At 67.7% G+C, this 17,133-nt stretch carries 13 protein-coding genes; 8 read left to right on the forward strand and 5 right to left on the reverse strand.

Annotated elements, in window-relative coordinates:
* Window positions 1-24 precede the first annotated feature (24 nt).
* The 6 genes from BCL79_RS10320 (at window position 25) to BCL79_RS10345 (ending at window position 10,749) form a co-directional block, all read left to right on the forward strand.
* Window positions 25-3,150 carry an efflux RND transporter permease subunit gene (locus BCL79_RS10320; RefSeq protein ID WP_121040577.1) on the forward strand — a complete coding sequence of 1,042 codons (3,126 nt, stop codon included), beginning with the start codon at window positions 25-27 and terminating at the stop codon, window positions 3,148-3,150.
* A 241-nt stretch (window positions 3,151-3,391) separates the two neighbouring features.
* Window positions 3,392-5,494, forward strand: a complete 2,103-nt coding sequence (locus BCL79_RS10325) for a TonB-dependent siderophore receptor (RefSeq protein ID WP_259462140.1) — start codon at window positions 3,392-3,394, stop codon at window positions 5,492-5,494.
* A gap of 158 nt (window positions 5,495-5,652) precedes the next feature.
* Complete coding sequence (gene yccS, locus BCL79_RS10330) at window positions 5,653-7,830, forward strand: YccS family putative transporter (protein ID WP_121040579.1); 2,178 nt, start codon at window positions 5,653-5,655, stop codon at window positions 7,828-7,830.
* Window positions 7,831-7,969: 139 nt separating this feature from the next.
* Window positions 7,970-9,859, forward strand: coding sequence for an MFS transporter (locus tag BCL79_RS10335; protein WP_121040581.1), 1,890 nt, complete (start codon window positions 7,970-7,972; stop codon window positions 9,857-9,859).
* A gap of 111 nt (window positions 9,860-9,970) precedes the next feature.
* Window positions 9,971-10,330 (forward strand): CD225/dispanin family protein, encoded by a 360-nt coding sequence (locus tag BCL79_RS10340; RefSeq protein ID WP_121040583.1) that lies wholly within the window; start codon window positions 9,971-9,973, stop codon window positions 10,328-10,330.
* Window positions 10,330-10,749: a DUF2752 domain-containing protein gene (locus BCL79_RS10345; protein WP_121040585.1), complete on the forward strand. Its 420-nt coding sequence runs from the start codon at window positions 10,330-10,332 to the stop codon at window positions 10,747-10,749. Before BCL79_RS10340 ends, BCL79_RS10345 begins: the two co-directional genes overlap by 1 nt.
* Window positions 10,750-10,758: 9 nt before the next feature.
* Here BCL79_RS10345 and ampE read toward each other — a convergent pair whose 3' ends face one another.
* From ampE to BCL79_RS10370, 5 genes are all read right to left on the reverse strand, one after another.
* Window positions 10,759-11,652, reverse strand: coding sequence for a regulatory signaling modulator protein AmpE (gene ampE / locus BCL79_RS10350; RefSeq protein WP_121040587.1), 894 nt, complete (start codon window positions 11,650-11,652; stop codon window positions 10,759-10,761).
* 120 nt (window positions 11,653-11,772) lie between these two features.
* Window positions 11,773-12,678 (reverse strand): NAD(+) diphosphatase, encoded by a 906-nt coding sequence (nudC, locus tag BCL79_RS10355; protein ID WP_121040589.1) that lies wholly within the window; start codon window positions 12,676-12,678, stop codon window positions 11,773-11,775.
* A gap of 69 nt (window positions 12,679-12,747) precedes the next feature.
* Window positions 12,748-13,137, reverse strand: coding sequence for an iron-sulfur cluster insertion protein ErpA (gene erpA, locus BCL79_RS10360; protein ID WP_019185327.1), 390 nt, complete (start codon window positions 13,135-13,137; stop codon window positions 12,748-12,750).
* Window positions 13,138-13,191: 54 nt separating this feature from the next.
* The gene (locus BCL79_RS10365; protein WP_121040591.1) at window positions 13,192-13,653 is read right to left on the reverse strand and encodes a bactofilin family protein; all 462 of its coding nucleotides are present in this window, start codon (window positions 13,651-13,653) and stop codon (window positions 13,192-13,194) included.
* 4 nt (window positions 13,654-13,657) lie between these two features.
* Window positions 13,658-14,407 carry a DUF6776 family protein gene (locus BCL79_RS10370; RefSeq protein WP_121040594.1) on the reverse strand — a complete coding sequence of 250 codons (750 nt, stop codon included), beginning with the start codon at window positions 14,405-14,407 and terminating at the stop codon, window positions 13,658-13,660.
* 181 nt (window positions 14,408-14,588) lie between these two features.
* On the opposite strand from BCL79_RS10370, the gene BCL79_RS10375 reads away from it, so the two are divergent.
* Both BCL79_RS10375 and BCL79_RS10380 read left to right on the forward strand, forming a co-directional pair.
* A complete protein-coding gene (locus BCL79_RS10375) occupies window positions 14,589-15,215 on the forward strand; it encodes a DUF4126 domain-containing protein (RefSeq protein ID WP_121040596.1) in 627 nt (208 codons plus the stop codon).
* Window positions 15,216-15,272: 57 nt separating this feature from the next.
* Window positions 15,273-17,132 carry an EAL domain-containing protein gene (locus BCL79_RS10380; RefSeq protein WP_121040598.1) on the forward strand — a complete coding sequence of 620 codons (1,860 nt, stop codon included), beginning with the start codon at window positions 15,273-15,275 and terminating at the stop codon, window positions 17,130-17,132.
* The last annotated feature ends 1 nt before the right edge of the window (window position 17,133 follow it).

The raw sequence follows: 17,133 nt of genomic DNA on the forward strand, positions 1-17,133 counted from the left end.
CGCAGGCCGTTGCGGAGGCGTTCGATGAACATCTCCGGCCCGTTCATCCGCCGCCCGATCGGCACCGCCCTGCTGGCCATCGGCCTGTTCGTGGTCGGCGTGATCTGCTACCTGCAGTTGGGCGTATCGGCACTGCCGAACATCCAGATCCCGGTGATCTTCGTGCACGCCAACCAGGCCGGCGCGGATGCCACGACCATGGCTTCCACGGTGACCGCGCCGCTGGAACGCCACCTCGGCCAGCTGCCGGGCATCGACCGCATGCGCTCGTCCAGCTCGGAAGGCAGCTCGCTGGTCTTCATGATCTTCCAGAGCGACCGCGACATCGATTCGGCCGCGCTGGATGTGCAGACCGCGATCAACTCGGCCCAGGCCGACCTGCCCGCCGGGCTGGGCACGCCGATGTTCCAGAAGGCGAACCCGAACGATGACCCGGTCATCGCGATCGCGCTGACCTCGGAAACGCAGTCGGCTGATGATCTCTACAACGTCGCTGATTCGCTGCTGGCCCAGCGCCTGCGCCAGATCACCGGCGTGTCCTCGGTGGATATCGCCGGTGCTTCCACGCCGGCCGTGCGCGTGGACGTCAACCTGCGCCTGATGAACGCCCTCGGCCTGACCGCCGATGACCTGCGCAACGCGGTGCGCGCGGCCAACGTGACCTCGCCGACCGGGTTCCTCACCGATGGCAACACCACCACCGCGATCATCGCCAACGACTCGGTGGCGCGCGCAGCCGACTTCGCCCAGCTCGTCATCAAGACCGCCGACAACGGCCGCGTGATCCGCCTGCAGGACATCGCCAACGTCTACGACGGGCAGCAGGATGCCTACCAGGCCGCGTGGTTCAACCACAAACCGGCGGTGGTGATGTACGTGTTCACCCGCGCCGGTGCCAACATCGTGGAAACCGTGGACCGGGTGAAGGCGCAGATCCCGACCCTGCGCGACTACCTGGAACCGGGCACCACGCTCACCCCCTATTTCGACCGCACCCCGACCATCCGCTCCTCGCTGCATGAAGTGCAGATCACCCTGCTGATCGCACTGGCGATGGTGGTGCTGACCATGGCGCTGTTCCTGCGCCGGCTGGCCCCGACCCTGATCGCGGCAGTGACCGTGCCGCTGTCGCTGGCCGGTGCGGCACTGGTGATGTACGTGCTGGGCTTCACCCTGAACAACCTGAGCCTGCTGGCGCTGGTGATCGCGATCGGCTTCGTGGTCGATGATGCGATCGTGGTGATCGAGAACATCATGCGCCACCTCGATGAAGGCATGACGCGCATGCAGGCCGCCCTCACCGGTGCGCGCGAGATCGGTTTCACCATCGTCTCGATCACCGCCTCGCTGGTGGCGGTGTTCATCCCGCTGCTGTTCGCCAAGGGCATGATGGGCGCGTTCTTCCGCGAGTTCACCGTCACCCTGGTGGCGGCCATCGTGGTCTCGATGGTCATCTCGCTCACCCTGACCCCGGCGCTGTGCAGCCGCTTCCTGAGCGCGCATGCCGACGCCGGCGCACCCAGTCGCTTCGGCCGCCTGCTCGATGCCGGCCACGACCGCATGCTGCGGATCTACGTCAAGCTGCTCGACTTCTCGCTGCGTCATGCATTGCTGCTGTCGCTGACCCCGTTGCTGCTGATCGGCGCGACCATCTTCCTGTTCGGCGCGGTCAAGAAGGGCGCGTTCCCGCCCCAGGACACCGGCCTGATCTGGGGCCGCGCGAACTCCAGCGCCACGGTCTCCTTCGACGACATGGTCAACCGCCAGCGGCGCATCACCGACATGCTGATGGCCGACCCGGCGGTGAAGACCGTGGGCGTGCGCCTGGGCAGTGGCCGCCAGGGCTCCAGCGCGCAGTTCAGCGTTGAACTGAAATCACGCAAGGACGGGCGCCGCGAAACCACCGCTCAGGCCCTGGCGCGCCTGAGCGCCAAGGCCGACCGCTACCCCGATCTGCAGCTGCGCCTGCGTGCCATCCAGGATCTGCCCAGCAATGACGGCGGGGGGGCCAGCCAGGGCGCGCAGTACCGCGTCTCGCTGCAGGGCAACGACCTGGCCCAGCTGCAGGAGTGGCTGCCCAAACTGCAGGCCGCGCTGAAGAAGAACCCGAAGCTGGCCGACGTGGGCACCGACGTGGACGCCGCCGGCCTGCGCCAGAACATCGTGATCGACCGCGCCAAGGCCGCACGCCTGGGCGTCTCGGTCGGCGCCATCGACGGCGCGCTGTACGGCGCCTTCGGCCAGCGCCAGATCTCCACGATCTACTCGGACATCAACCAGTACAGCGTGGTGGTCAACGCCCTGCCCGAACAGACCGCGACACCGGGCGCGCTGGACCAGATCTACGTGCGGGCCGGCAATGGCGAGATGGTGCCGATCACAGCGGTCGCCGAACAGGTGCCAGGGTTGGCGCCGTCGCAGATCACCCACGAAAACCAGTACACCACGATGGACCTGAGCTACAACCTCGCCCCCGGCACCAGCATGGGCGAGGCCAAGGCGATCATCGACAGCACGGTCAATGGCATGCGCATGCCTGGCGACATCCGCCTGGCCGAGGATGCCGGGTTCGGTTTCGATTCGGACCCGATGGCGATGCTGATCCTGGTGATGGCGGCGATCATCACCGTCTACCTGGTGCTGGGCATGCTGTATGAAAGCCTGATCCACCCGGTCACCATCCTGTCCACGCTGCCGGCGGCGGGCGTGGGCGCGCTGCTGGCGCTGTATGGCACCAACACCGAGCTGTCGGTGATCTCGATGATCGCGCTGGTGCTGCTGATCGGCATCGTCAAGAAGAACGCGATCATGATGATCGACTTCGCGGTGGTGGCGCAGCGCGAGCATGGCAAGACGCCGCTGGAAGCCGCACGCGAAGCCAGCATCGTGCGCTTCCGCCCGATCATGATGACCAGCATGGTGGCGATCCTGGCCGCGGTGCCGCTGGCGATCGGGCTGGGCGAAGGCTCCGAACTGCGCCGCCCGCTGGGCATCGCGATGATCGGCGGCCTGCTGTTCTCGCAGAGCCTGACCCTGCTCAGCACCCCGGCGCTGTACGTGATCTTCTCGTGCCTGCGCGAGCGCTGGGTGGCTCGCCGGGCGCGGCGCCGTGAGAAGCGTGCGTTGAAACGGGCCGCTGCCGCGCGATGAAGGCAGTGCGTCTGCAGTGAGTGGGCCCTGCGCGGCGGGGTACCGACCATGGGTCGGCATCCCGCCGGATTGACGCCTCCGGCCCAAAGGAGAACAATTCGCATCAGCCACGGTCCTGCACTGCCCCCCGCGATGCCCCGCTGCCGCTGACGCGGCACGCCTGACGACTCAGCCACCCCTCTATTTCCGCCTTCTTCTGATCGCGGACGGTGTGCTGCTGTCCGCGGAGGACCCCCACAACATGCGCCAGTCTGTGTCTTCGCTCCCGGCCGTGGTGCCGGGCCGCCGTGCCCTGCGCCCGGCCCTGCTCGCTCTTTCCCTGGCCGCGGCCTGCACCGCCCACGCCCAGTCCGCACCGGATGGCGGCGTCCGGACGCGCTCGGCCACCGACCTGGATGCGATCAAGGTCACCGCCGAACGCACCCATACCGACACCGGCGCCCTGGGCGACCGTGCCGTGCGCGATACCCCCTTCGCGATCTCGGTGGTCGGCCGCGAGGACATCGAGAAGCGCCAGGTGGTCTCGCTTGGCGAGGCCTTCCTCACCGATCCGTCCGTGGTCACCCAGGTCAGCGCCTACGCCAGCGGCTGGAGCTCGCCGATCCGCAACCGCGGCATCGATCTGAGTTACGACAGCTACCGCGTCAACGGCCTGCAGGTCTCTTCGTGGGGCACCGAGTGGCCGCTGGAAGTGATGGAGCAGGTGGAACTGCTGAAGGGTCCCGGTGGCTTCATGTATGGCTTCGGCCAGCCCGGCGGCATCGTCAACTACGTGACCAAGAAGCCGACCGAGGTCACCACGCTGTCGGCGCAGCTCGGCTGGCGCGAGGCGGGCATCGTCAGCGGCCAGGTCGATGTGGGCGGGCGCTTCGGCAACGAAGACATGTTCGGCTACCGCTTCAATGCGTACCAGGAGAAAGGCGAGACCTTCAACGGCGGCGAGGTGAACCGCAAGGTCGGCGCGCTGTCGCTGGATGCACGCTTGAGCGACCGCCTCACCTGGACCTTCGACGGCGTGTTCCAGTCGCGCGATCTCAGCAACGAATCCCCGCAGTACTACTTCATCGGCCTGACCGAGCTGCCGCGCCCGCTGGCCGGCGACATCGACAACAGCATCGACGGCAGCTACTACGACACCCGCTCCAGCCTGCTCTCGACCGCGTTGAACTGGCAGATCAACAGCGACTGGAAGGCCAGCCTGAGCTATGGCGTGACCACCTCCTGGAATGACGTCAACAAGATCTTCGCCTACATCGATGACGTCAACGGCGACTACGACATCAACACCTACGAGCTCGGCGGCAAGAGCGAGTGGAAGCTGGCCCAGGCCATCGTGCAGGGCCGCTTCCAGACCGGCCCGCTGTCGCACCAGGTCGTTGCCGGCGTCTCCCACCAGACTGGGCTGGGCTGGGACCGCCCGTACGAATGGAACACGCTCGGCCGCGGCAACATCTATCAGCGTCCGACGCTGCGCCATGATGCGGTCGGCTCACGCGTGCTCAGCCGCGGCAGCGAAACCGTGCAGCAGGCGGTGTTCGTGAGCGACACCGTCAGCTTCGCCGATGGCTGGTCGCTGCTGGCCGGCGCGCGCTACAACGACTTCGAAAACAAGGGCGCGTACCACACCTATCCGGTCACCCCGACCTACGCCCTGATGTACAAGCCGACCGATGCCGTGACGCTGTATGCCAGCTACGTCGAATCGCTGGAAGCCGGCAGCCGCGTGGGCAGCGATTACATCAACGCCGGCGACGTGCTCGACCCCACCATCAGCAAGCAGTACGAGATCGGCGCCAAGATCGAGTACCCGCGATGGAGCGCCGATGCGGCCGCCTTCCGATTGGAGCGCGGCGCGAACATCGACCTGATCACGTCCGCCGGCAAGCTGCTGGTGCAGGACGGCATCACCCTGTACGAAGGCGTGGAAGTCAGTGGCGATGTGCGCCTGACCGATGCCTTCACCCTCGGTGGCGGCGTGACCTGGCTGGACCCGACCTACGACAAACTCTCGCCGGGCAGCGCCAGCCAGAAAGGCAACCGCACCGCCGGCGCGGCCCGCTGGCAGGGCGTGCTGCACGCCGACTACAGCATCCCGCAGATCGAGGGCCTGAGCGTGTACGCACTGGCCCGCTACTACGGCGACGTCTATTACGACGCCGACAACACGCTCAAGCTGCCCGACTACACGCTGGTCAACGCCGGCGTGGGCTACCGCATGCAGGCCGCCGGCCACCCGGTCACCTGGCGCGCCGGCGTGGAGAACCTGGCCAACAAAAAGTACTGGTCCAACGCAGGCGTGGGCCTGCCGCGCACCTTCGCGGTCAGCGTGCGGTTCGATATGTAAGCCGGATGCATGCGGGTAGTGCCGGCCGCTGGCCGGCTCCTCGGCATTGTCGGAAGCCGGCCAGCGGCCGGCACTACCAGTGCCATTCCAACCCACGTAAAGGTGTCCCCTTCACCCCGCTCCGGCAATAATGGCGGCCTGCCTTCCGCCGAGTCGCCATGCCTTCGTTCGAAACCCGCGTCAGCCGCCTGTGGGCGCATGAAAAGGCCAGCTATGGCCTGCGGGTGTTCATCGCGTTGTCCGCGGCGATGGGGCTGTGCTGGTACCTGGACCAGCTGACCGCGCTGCCCGGCGTGTTCCTGGGCATCATCGCCAGCGCGATCGCCGAGACCGACGACAACTGGTGGGGCCGGATCAAATCGGTGGCGCTGTCGCTGCTGTGCTTCGTGGCCGCCGCCGCCGCGGTCGTGCTGCTGTTCCCGCATCCGTGGTGGTTCATCACCGCATTGGCGGTGGCGACCTTCGGGCTGACCCTGCTCGGCGCGCTCGGCGAGCGCTATGCCTCGATCGCGCAGGCCACGGTAACGCTGGCCATCTACACCATGATCGGGCTGGAGCAGCACGGCGCGGCCGATCTGTCCCAGGCGATCAATGCGGTCAGTCACCTGCTGGCCGGTGCGGTCTGGTACGCGTTGCTCTCGATCCTGTGGACCGCCCTGTTCGCCAATCGCCCCGTTCGCGAGCGGGTGGCGCGCCTGTACCTGGAGCTGGGCCGCTACCTGCAGCTCAAGGCCGATCTGTTCGAACCGGTGCGCGATGCCGACGTGCAGAAGCGCCAGCTGGCCCTGGCCGAGCAGAACCGGCGCGTGGTGGAGGCGCTGAACATCGCCAAGACCGCGATCCTGGCGCGCTTTGGCCGCTCCGGCCGGCCCGGCGTGCAGTCCGGCCTGTACCTGCGCCTGTATTACATGGCCCAGGACTTCCACGAACGCGCCAGCTCCTCGCACTACCCCTACGGCGCCCTGACTGAAGCGTTCTTCCACAGCGACGTGCTGTACCGCTGCCAGCGCCTGCTTGCGCTGCAGGGTGAGGCCTGCGCCAACCTCGGCCAGGCAATCCGCCTGCGCCAGCCGTTCCAGTACGGCGAGCGCACCAAGCAGGCCACCGCCGACCTGACCGATTCGCTCACCTGGCTGCGCGCCCAGCACAACCCGCAGTGGCAGCGTCTGCTGGCCTCGCTGGAACTGCTCGGCCACAACCTGCAGAGCATCGAACGTCGCCTGTCCGAGGCCGAGAAATCCGAGTCCACCCTGGACAACGTCGATACCCGCCTGCGCGATACCAACCCGCACACCCTGCGCGAGATGGGCGTGCGCATCCGCCAGCAGCTCACGCCCGGCTCGGTGCTGTTCCGGCATGGCCTGCGCATGGCGCTGGCGCTGATCGTCGGTTTCGCCGCGATCCGGCTGTTCAACGCCCAGAACGGCTCGTGGGTACTGCTCACCATCGTGTTCGTGTGCCGCCCACACTTCGGTGCGACCCGCCAGCGGTTGGCGCAACGGATCGCCGGCACGCTGATCGGTCTCGTGCTGACCTGGGCGTTGATGCAGCTGTTCCAGGACCTGCGCATCGAACTGCTGATCGCGCTGCTCTCGGCACTGCTGTTCTTCTTCACCCGCAGCGATCGCTACCTGGTGGCCTCGGCGGCGATCACGGTGATGGCGCTGACCTGCTTCAACCTGATCGGCGATGGCTTCCTGCTGATCTGGCCGCGCTTGGTGGATACGCTGCTGGGCTGCGCGATCGCCGCGGCGGCCGCCTTCCTGATCCTGCCCGACTGGCAGGGCCGGCGCCTGAACCTGGTGATGGCGCGTGTGCTCGACAACTGCGCCAAGTACCTGCACGCCGTGCTCGGCCAGTACGGCAGCGGCATGCAGGACGACCTGGCGTACCGTATCGCGCGCCGTGACATGCACAACGCCGATGCGGCGCTGTCCACTGCGTTGTCGAACATGCTGCGCGAGCCTGGTCACGTGCGCCGCAATCTGGATGCCGGCTTCCGCTTCCTGGCGCTGTCCAACACCCTGCTCGGCCATCTCTCCGCACTGGGCGCCCACCGCACCCAGTTGGACAGCTACGGCCAGGATCCGCTCGCGCTGTCTGGCGGCGAACGGGTGCAGCAGGCGATGCAGCAGATCGCGCGCGCGCTGGAGCAGCGCGAACCGGTGGCCGAAGACGCCAACGAGGGCGACCGGGCCCTGGCCGAGCAGCTGGAGCAGATCCCGGACGACATGCCGCCCAAGCTGCAGCTGATCCGCACCCAGATGGGGCTGATGCTGCGCCTGCTGCCCAAGCTGCGCGGTGCCGCCAACGAGGCCGCGCGCACGCTGGGGTAGGTATCGACCGTTGGTCGCTACGGATGTTGAACGTCTTACGACCCACGGTCGTGAGCGACCGCCCCGGGGCGGTGCGCCCCGCTGCCATGCTGCGCCAACAGGGAGAATGCTAGGCTGCGCCGGTTCGCAAGGAGTCTCCATGTCCGGCCATAGTCAGTTCGCTCTGCTCAGGCAACGTCGTTTCCTGCCGTTTTTCATCGTCCAGTCGCTGGGCGCGTTCAACGACAACGTCTACCGCCAGGCAATCATCGCGCTGCTGTTCTTCCTCGGCACGCCGATCGAAGAGCGCTCGCTGTATACCAACCTGGCGCCGGCGATCTTCATCCTGCCGTACTTCCTGTTCTCGGCGCTGGCCGGGCAGATCGCGGAGAAGCTGGAGAAATCGCGGCTGATCGTGATCACCACGACCATGGAAATCGCGATCATGTCGCTGGCGGCACTCGGTTTCCTGACCGAGAGCATGCCGGTACTGCTGGTCGCGCTGTTCTGCACCGGCATGCAGTCCACCCTGTTCGGGCCGGTGAAGTACTCGGTGCTGCCCTCGATCCTCAAGCCCGAGGAGCTGACCGGCGGCAATGGCCTGGTCGAGATGGGCACCTCGCTGTCGATCCTCACCGGGATGATCGCCGGGGGCCTGATCTTCGCGCTGTCCGGCAGCCATGGCCCGATCGTCGCCGCGACCGCCGTGATCGTACTGGCCGTGGCGGGCAACCTCACCGCGCGGATGATCCCGAAGGTCGATGCCGGCGCGCCGGATCTGAAGATCAACTGGAATCCGCTGCCCGAGTCGCTGGCGGTGCTGCGCATGGCCAAGAAGCAGAAGGCCGTGCGCAACGCGATTCTCGGCGTGTCCTGGTTCTGGTTCGTGGGCACCATGCTGACCTCACAGCTGCCGACCTATGCCGAGGTCAACCTCGGTGGCGGCTCCCTGCTCTACATCTTCGCGCTGGCGCTGTTCTCGCTGGGTACCGGCACCGGTTCGCTGCTGTGCGAAAAGCTGTCCGGGCGCACCGTGGAGATCGGCCTGGTGCCGCTGGGCGCGTTCGGCATGACCGCCTTCATGCTCGACCTGTACTTCGCCCGCGTCGGCGAAGCCGCCGCGGCCGGGCTGTCGATCTGGCAGTTCGTGCAGGCCCCGGGCAGCGCGCGCATCATCATCGATCTGATCGGCATCGGCCTGTTCACCGGCTTCTTCGTGGTGCCGTTGTTCGCCCTGATCCAGAGCCGCACGGCCAAATCGGAAATGTCGCGCGTGTTCGCCGCGCTCAACATCCAGAACTCAGGCTTCATCGTCCTGGCCGCCGGCCTGGGCCTGCTCACCCAGCGCGTGCTGGACTGGACCATCCCGCAGCTGTTCCTGGCCCTGGCGATCGCCAATGCCGTGGTGTCGATCTACATCTTCACGATCGTGCCCGAGTTCCTGATGCGCTTCCTCAGCTGGGTGATGGTGCGCGCGCTGTACCGGCTGCGTCCGCACGGCATCGAAGCCAACGTGCCGGACGAGGGAGCGGCACTGATCGTATGCAACCACGTCAGCTACATGGACGCGCTGATCCTGTCGGCGACCCTTCCGCGCCCCGTGCGCTTCGTCATGTACTACAAGATCTTCAACATCCCGGTGATGCGCTGGATCTTCCGCACCGCCAAGGCGATCCCGATTGCCGGCGCACGTGAGGATCCGGCGTTGATGCAGGCCGCGTTCGATGAGGTGGACAAGGCGCTGGCCGAGGGCGAGCTGGTCTGCATTTTCCCCGAGGGCGCGTTGACCCGCGATGGGCAGATGGGCGCGTTCAAATCGGGCGTGGAGAAGATCCTGGCACGTCGCCCGGTACCGGTCGTGCCGATGGCGCTGCGCGGAATGTGGTCGAGCATGTGGAGCCGCCGCGACACGCGCCTGGGCCGCATGCGTGTGCCACGCCGTTTCCGCGCGCATGTCGAGGTCGTCGCATCTGCGCCGATCGCCGGCGAGGTCGCCACCGCGCCGATGCTGGAAACCCAGGTCAGGCAACTTCGCGGCGATCAGGCATGAGCCCCGCCCTGCCTGCATGTAACCGTATACATAGAGGCAGGCACATCGGTTAGATTACCGCCCGGGACACCTCGTACGCACCCACCCACCCAAGCAAATGGAGTTTCGCTGATGAATGCCACCGCCCCCCTGCCGCCCGCCCCGGGCAGCATCCCGAACCACCTGATCTGGTCGATCGTCGTCACCATCCTGGCGTTCTTCGTGTGCTGCCTGTCGTGCCTGAGCTTCCCGGGCATCGTCACCGGTGTGGTCGCAATCGTGTTCGCCAGCAAGGTCAACGGCCTGCTCAACCAGGGCGACCTGGAAGGCGCACGTCGTGCCTCCAAGAACGCCAAGATCTGGGCCTGGGTCACCACCGGCTTCCTGATCGCCGGCGTGGTGCTGTTCGTGATCTCGCTGGCCTTCATGGGGGTGGACGGTTACATGGAACAGATGCAGCAGTTCCAGCAGCAGATCGAAAGCGCCAGCTGATGATCGCGCTGCACGGCAGGCGCTGGTTGCTGGCGGCGTTGCCGCCGGCCGCATTGGCGGCCGGTGCGGGGGTCTGGATGCTGCGGCACTACGACCCCAACAGCGCCAGCAGTCCGTTCCCGCCGTGCAGCTTTCTGGCGGTCACCGGGTATTACTGCATCGGCTGCGGGCTGACGCGTGCATTGCACGCGCTGGCCCACGGCGATGTGGTCACCGCGTTCTCGATGAATCCGCTGGCCATGCTGATGCTGGCCATCGCCCCGCTGGTACTTGGTTGGGCACTGGGCTGGCGGCCACGCGCGCTGCAGCCGTTGATCACGCTGCTGATGAAGCCCGCCTTCTGGCTGATCCTACTGCCCGCGTACTGGATCGCACGCAACCTGCCATGGGTGCCGTTTACCTGGTTGGCGCCGGGCTGAGCCGGACCGCTAGGTGACCCAACCGGCGATCACCAGCAGCGCCAGCACCGCCATCCACAGCAGCAGCATGCGCCACACCAGGCTCATCGCATCGCGCAGCTCCGGCAGACGACGCCACACCGGCACCATCCCCGCATCACTGTAATCGTGCGCATCCTCGCGCAGCTCGGCGCTCACGCTTGCCCGGGCGACCGCACCGAGGAAGTGTGTCGAGGCCGACCACTGATTGCCGTGCGCCTCGCGCCAGGCCTTGAACGCGGTATCGAAATTGCCGACCAGCGCCATCGACAGCGACATCAGCTGCGCGACCGGCCACTCCAGCCAGGCCAGCACGCCGCGCGCACCGGCGACCGCTTCCACGCTGGCCAGCGAGCGCATCGGGCCAACCGCCAGCAAGGCCAGCAGGCGATACAGCAGCGCGCCGACCGGGCCCAGCAGCAGGAACCAGAACAGCACCGCGAACCAGCGCCTCAGCGCGTTGAGCACGGTTGCTTCGACCAGCGAGGGGACGTCTTCCTGCAGGCTGCCACCGGCGGACTGCAACTGCGCGATCGCCAGGTGGCGTGCGTGGGGGTCATCGGCGTCGATCACCGCCTCGACATCGCGGTCCAGGTCGCGCGGGCCCCAGCACATCACCAGCACCAGCACGCCCAACAACAGCGACGGCAGGCCGTAGACGCGGTCATCGAACAGCCACTGCAGCAGGCCCAGCGCTGCCACGAACGGCAGCACCGCCAGCCAGGCGCCCTTGCGGCCGCGCCAGACCCCGTCGTCGGCGGCGTGCCGGCCCAACCACTGCAGCCAGCGCCGGTACAGGCCGAAACGCCGCAGCGCGACGGCCGCGCCCGGCGCGACATGGCCCAGGGCCAAGGCAACCAGCACGGCGACCAGGGTGGTGAACATGTAAGCCTCCGGCTCGGGACGTGGGACGCGCCGCTACTATGCCTTGCGGCCCAGCAATTCCCCGGGCCGTTGGTAATGTACCGCGCCGCGTGTTCAGCCTGCGGCAACGGCAGGCGACGGTCAGGCGATCTGCTGGCGGTACCAGTGCTCGATCAGGCTGCGCGAGATCGAGATCGGCGGCGACAGGCGGATGCCTTCGCCGTCATCCTCGACATCCCGGGCCAGGGCGGCGCCCACTTCCTCGGCGGTGAACCAGCGCGCATCTTCCAGCTCGCCGTTCACGGTCGGTACGCCGTCTTCGGCCGTGGCGGCGAAGCCCAGCATCAGCGCGCCCGGGAACGGCCATGGCTGGGTGCCCAGGTAGCGGCACTCGCGCACGCGCACCCGGCTCTCCTCGAAGACCTCACGGACCACGGTCTGCTCCAGGGATTCACCCGGCTCGACGAAGCCGGCCAACACCGAATAACGGCGCGGGGCCCAGTTCGCCTGGCGGCCGAGCAGCAGCCGGCCCTGGTTCTCCACGGCCACGATCACCGCCGGATCGACCCGGGGGTAGTGTTCGGTGGCGCACTGGCCACACCGGCCGACGAAGCCGCCGCGGCTGAAGGTCACCGCGCCGCCGCACACCCCGCAGAAGCGGGTGCGCGACTGCCAGTAGGACATGCCCCGGGCGTAACAGAAGGCGGTGGAATCGGCGATGGACCAGGTCGCGGCGGACTGGCGCAGGTCGACCCGCTGCGGCGCCGTCACCGACAGCCCGGCGGCCTCCATCGAGAACCACGCCTGCTCGCCGCGCAGGCCGAGGAAGATCGCGGTGCCCGGGCCACCGCCCAGATCCGCGCCGGTCAGCGGCAGCGGCTGACCATCGTGGCCGGCCAGCGCGGTGCCGTCCTGGTCGAGCACCAATACACGCGCGTCCGGCCACAGGCGCAACAACGCATCGGCGTCATCGCGCAGGGTATCGGCGCGCTCCAGCGGCTCGCTGACGAAAGCGAAACCGGAAAGCTGCGAAGAGAATTTGGACATCGCAAGAGCCTGCCCACATTCGGCGGGACTGGCAAGCGGCAACCGACCATCAGGCCGGTTGCGCGCACATCACATGCTGAAACTGCTGCCGCAGCCGCAGGTGGTCTTGGCGTTCGGATTGCGGATCACGAACTGCGCGCCGGTCAGGCTTTCGGTGTAATCCACCTCGGCGCCCATCAGGTACTGCAGGCTCAACGGATCGACCAGCAGCGTGACGCCGGCGGTATCCACCGCCAGATCGTCCTCGGCGCGGTTCTCATCGAACTCGAACCCGTACTGGAAGCCGGAACAACCGCCGCCTTCGATATAGACGCGCAGGGCGAGGGCAGCGTTGCCCTCATCCTGGATCAGCTCCTTGACCTTGGCCGCAGCGGCCTCGGTGAAGTTCAGCGGACGGTCCAGGGACTGGTAGTTCGGCGCGGCGGCGGGAGCGCCGGGCAGGGAAACAAGCGTGCTCATGCCCCCAGCATGGGGGTGCATGAGCACGGTTTCAAGTTGTCGCGCGGGCGCGATTCAGGCCATCGCCTCGGCCAGCTTCTTGCGGGCCGCAGTGTCCTTGCCCTTGCCCTGGTCCGCATCCCCCGACGGCGGCGGCAGGGCCATCTGCGCCGAGGTATGGATCAGGCGGCCGGTCAGCTGGGCGCCGGCGTGCATTTCCACCACCTGGTAATGGATGTTGCCGGTCACGCGGGCGCTCGGGGTCAGCTCGACCCGCTCGGTGGCGTGCACATCGCCATCCAGGCGGCCGCTGATGACCACCACCTGGGCGCGGATCTCGCCCTCGATGGCACCGTGCTCGGCCACCGTCAGGGTGGCATTGCTGGCGCCGTCCTGGGCGATCACCTTGCCCTGGATGGTGCCTTCCACATACAGGCCACCGCTGAATTCCACGTCCCCGCGGATCACCACCTGCGCGCCGATCAGCGCGTCCACGACCAGATGTCCGTCGCGGTTGGATTTGTTGCTGCCAAACATGGGCTTACTCCCCTTCTTTTGCCGATGCCGCCGGTGCTCCGGCCTGCTTCCAATCGAATACCTGGGTGGCGCCCCCCGCGCCCGATCCCAGCGTGACCCGCACACGTTGCGGGGTGAAGCCTGGTGGCAGCATCACGCTGCCGGTGAGCTGCTGGAAATACCGGAAGGAATAGTCCTGGCCCGGTACCTTGGTGCGCTGGTGCAGCTCGTCCCAGCTGACCGAGGTCAGCTTGCCGTCCTTGACGCCTTCCACCGTGAAGCGCATCTGCCCCTGGCTGATCGCCCCGCGGTTCAGGTTCTGGGTCAGCACCACGGCGTACTGCCAGGTGCCGCCGGTCTCCGGCGAGAACTCCACCGAATGGGTGTTCAGCCCCTTGCGCTGGCTGGTCGCTCCGACCAGGCGCTCATAGAAGGCCACGTCGGCGCGCAGGCCGGCGATTTCTTCATCGCGCTCGCCCAGCGAGGTCTGGACTTCGTTGTTGGCGGCGCGGCTGATGCGGTCGGAGGCCTGCAGGGTCGCCTGGCGCTGCTGCAGTTCGATGAGCTGCTGCTGGAGGCGCTCGTTGCGGGTCTCGGCCGCCTTGAGCTGGGTGCCGACGTCACCGCCGGGCGAGCCCAGCCAGGCGCCAAGCAGCACGGCAAGGATCAGCGACAGCAGCCAGGCCCCGCCCAGCACCAGCAGGCGCTTGCGGTCCTGCACGGGCGGCGCGCCCGGCCGGCGGATCTGGATGCGGGAAGGTGTGGGTTTATTCATGGCAGTCCTGGGCGACCGCGCCTGCCGGCGCTGTCGCAACGGCCCCTGTCTGGAACGACGGGCTAGTGTAAGTCAGGGGAAAGACCTTGTCCGCGCAGGGCCGGGATCGAGGCAGTGGCGTTCATGGACGTCATCCCCGATAGTGTGCGCCTGTGCACATTCTGCAGCCGGAGCGCGTGCCATGACCGAAGCCCACCTGTTCGTGATCGGCATCCTGCTGGCCTGGCTGGCCGGCATCCGCGTGTACCTGACCGTGTTCGGCGTCGGCCTGGCCGGCCTGCTCGGCTGGGTCGACCTGCCGCCCGCGCTGCAGGCCACGGAGTCCTGGTGGGTGCTGGGCACCTCGGCCGTGCTGGCCATCGCCGAATTCTTCGCCGACAAGATCCCCGGGGTCGACTCGGTCTGGGATCTGGTCCAGACCCTGGCCCGGGTCCCGGCTGGTGCGTTCCTGGCCGCCGCCACGCTCTCGCCCAGCGGCGAGCTCAGCGGCACCGCGCTGGTGGCCGGCGCCGGCGTCGCGCTGGCCAGCCACGGGCTCAAATCCGGTACCCGCGCCCTGCTCAACACCTCGCCCGAACCGGCCAGCAACTGGATCGCCTCCGCCGCCGAAGACACCGTGGTGGTCGGCGGGCTCGCGCTCGCGCTGGCGCACCCATGGCTGGCGCTGATCCTGGTGGTGGCGTGCAGCCTGATCGGCGCGTTGATCGTCTGGATGATCTGGCGGACGCTGTGGAAGGGCATGCGCTGGTTGATGCGGCAGGCCGACAGTGGTCAGACGCAGGTCAAACCGGGAACCCTGCCACGGTGAGGCGTGCCCTGCCTTCGGGTGTTCATCGCATAATTGCGGCGCAGACTGGGAGTACTGATGGCCGTTCACGACAACGTTGTTGCATCCGCCCGCGCCGTGCGCGCTGAAACGCCGCCGGCCGACCACTGGCAGCGCTGGCAACGCCAGGGCTCACCCGCACCCGTGATGCACAGCAATGTCGTCGCACTGACGCCGGCGCCGGCCAGCCCGCCGCCCCTGCTCCCCCCGATGCACGCCGAGACCGGCAGCCTGCCGCCGGCCGCCATCGACGCTGCGTACCGCGTGCTGATCGTCGAAGACGACCGCTCGCAGGCCCTGTTCGCGCAAAGCGTGCTGCACGGCGCCGGCATGCAGGCGCTGGTGCACAGCGATGCCGAGGGGGTGCAGCAGGCCATCGCCGAGCATCGCCCCGATCTGATCCTGATGGACCTGCACCTGCCCGGGCTGGATGGGATGCGGCTGACCGCACTGATCCGCCAGCAACCCGGCCAGCAGCTGCTGCCCATCGTGTTCCTCAGTGGCGACCCGGATCCGGAGCGCCAGTTCGAGGTGCTCGACAGCGGCGCCGACGATTTCCTCAGCAAGCCGATCCGCCCGCGCCACCTGATCGCCGCCGTCTCCAACCGGATCCGCCGCGCACGTGCGCAGGCCGCCTCGCAGGCGGGCAACGGCAGCGCACCGGCGATGAACAACCCCGAGACCGGCCTGCCGACCCGCCATCATGTGATGCAACAGCTCGGCGCCTCGCTGGCGCACCGCGATCAGGGCGGTCTGTTCTTCATCGAGATCGCCAGCGCGCTGGGCCTGCGCGAGCGCTACGGCTATGCCGCGTTCGAACGGCTGATGACCCAGGCCGGCCAGCGGCTGGCCGATGCCGCCCAGCCCCACCTGCTGGCACGTTTGAACGACAACAGCTTCCTGGTGCTGGCCCGCGGGGCCGACGAGGCCACGCTGGATGCGATGGCGCATGCCCTGCGCGAGCAGTTGTCCACGCGCGCGTTCGTGATCCGCGATGACGAATCCGTGCACCTGCGCGGCGTGGTCGGTCATGCCCAGCTCTCGCCGGGCTTCTCCGATGCGGGCAGCGCACTGGAAGCGGTCGAACGCACCACCCTGCAGGCACGCCTGCTGACCGCCGGCGTGGCCGCCTACGTGCGCCGCGAAGATGTGGCCGCGCAGGAACACCTGGCGTTGCTTGAAGGGCAGCTGGAACTGGCCTACCAGCCGATCGTCGCCGTGGCCGGTGGCAACACCGCGCAGTACCAGGTGCTGCTGCGGCTGCGCCAGGCCGATGGCAGCGTGCTGGCCGCCGGGCAGGTGATCCCGGCCGCCGAAGCGGCCGGGCGCATCGCCGATCTGGACCAGCAGGTGCTCGACCATGCGCTGGGGCTGCTGGATCTGTATCGCCACGCCGCGCAGCCGTTGCACCTGTTCGTCTCGCAGTCGCTGCGCACACTGGCCCGTGATGCCTTCGGTGACTGGCTGCTGGAATCGCTGGCGAGCCGGCAGATCGACGGCAGCGCGCTGGTCATCGACGTGCGTCTGCCCGATGCCCTGATCCACACCGTCACCCTGCAGCAGTTCTGCACGCGCATGCATGCGGCCGGCGTGCGCTTCTGCCTGAGCCAGTTCGAGCCGGGCGATGAGGCCAATGCATTGATGGCGCAGCTGCCGCTGGCCTATGTGCGCATGGCCGCGCGCTTCTCCAACAGCCACACCAACCAGCACACGCGCGACGAACTGCGCGCGGCGATCGACCTGGCGCACCGCGCCGGGCTGCGCATCATCGGCCAGCAGATCGAAGACCCGCAGGCCGCGGCCGCGATGTGGATCGGCGGGGTCGATTTCATCCAGGGCAACATGGTCCAGTCCGCCGGCAGCGAACTGAACTTCGACTTCCAGAACTCGGTGCTCTGAG

It is taken from the genome of Stenotrophomonas rhizophila (assembly GCF_003651185.1).
Lineage (GTDB): Bacteria > Pseudomonadota > Gammaproteobacteria > Xanthomonadales > Xanthomonadaceae > Stenotrophomonas > Stenotrophomonas maltophilia_Z.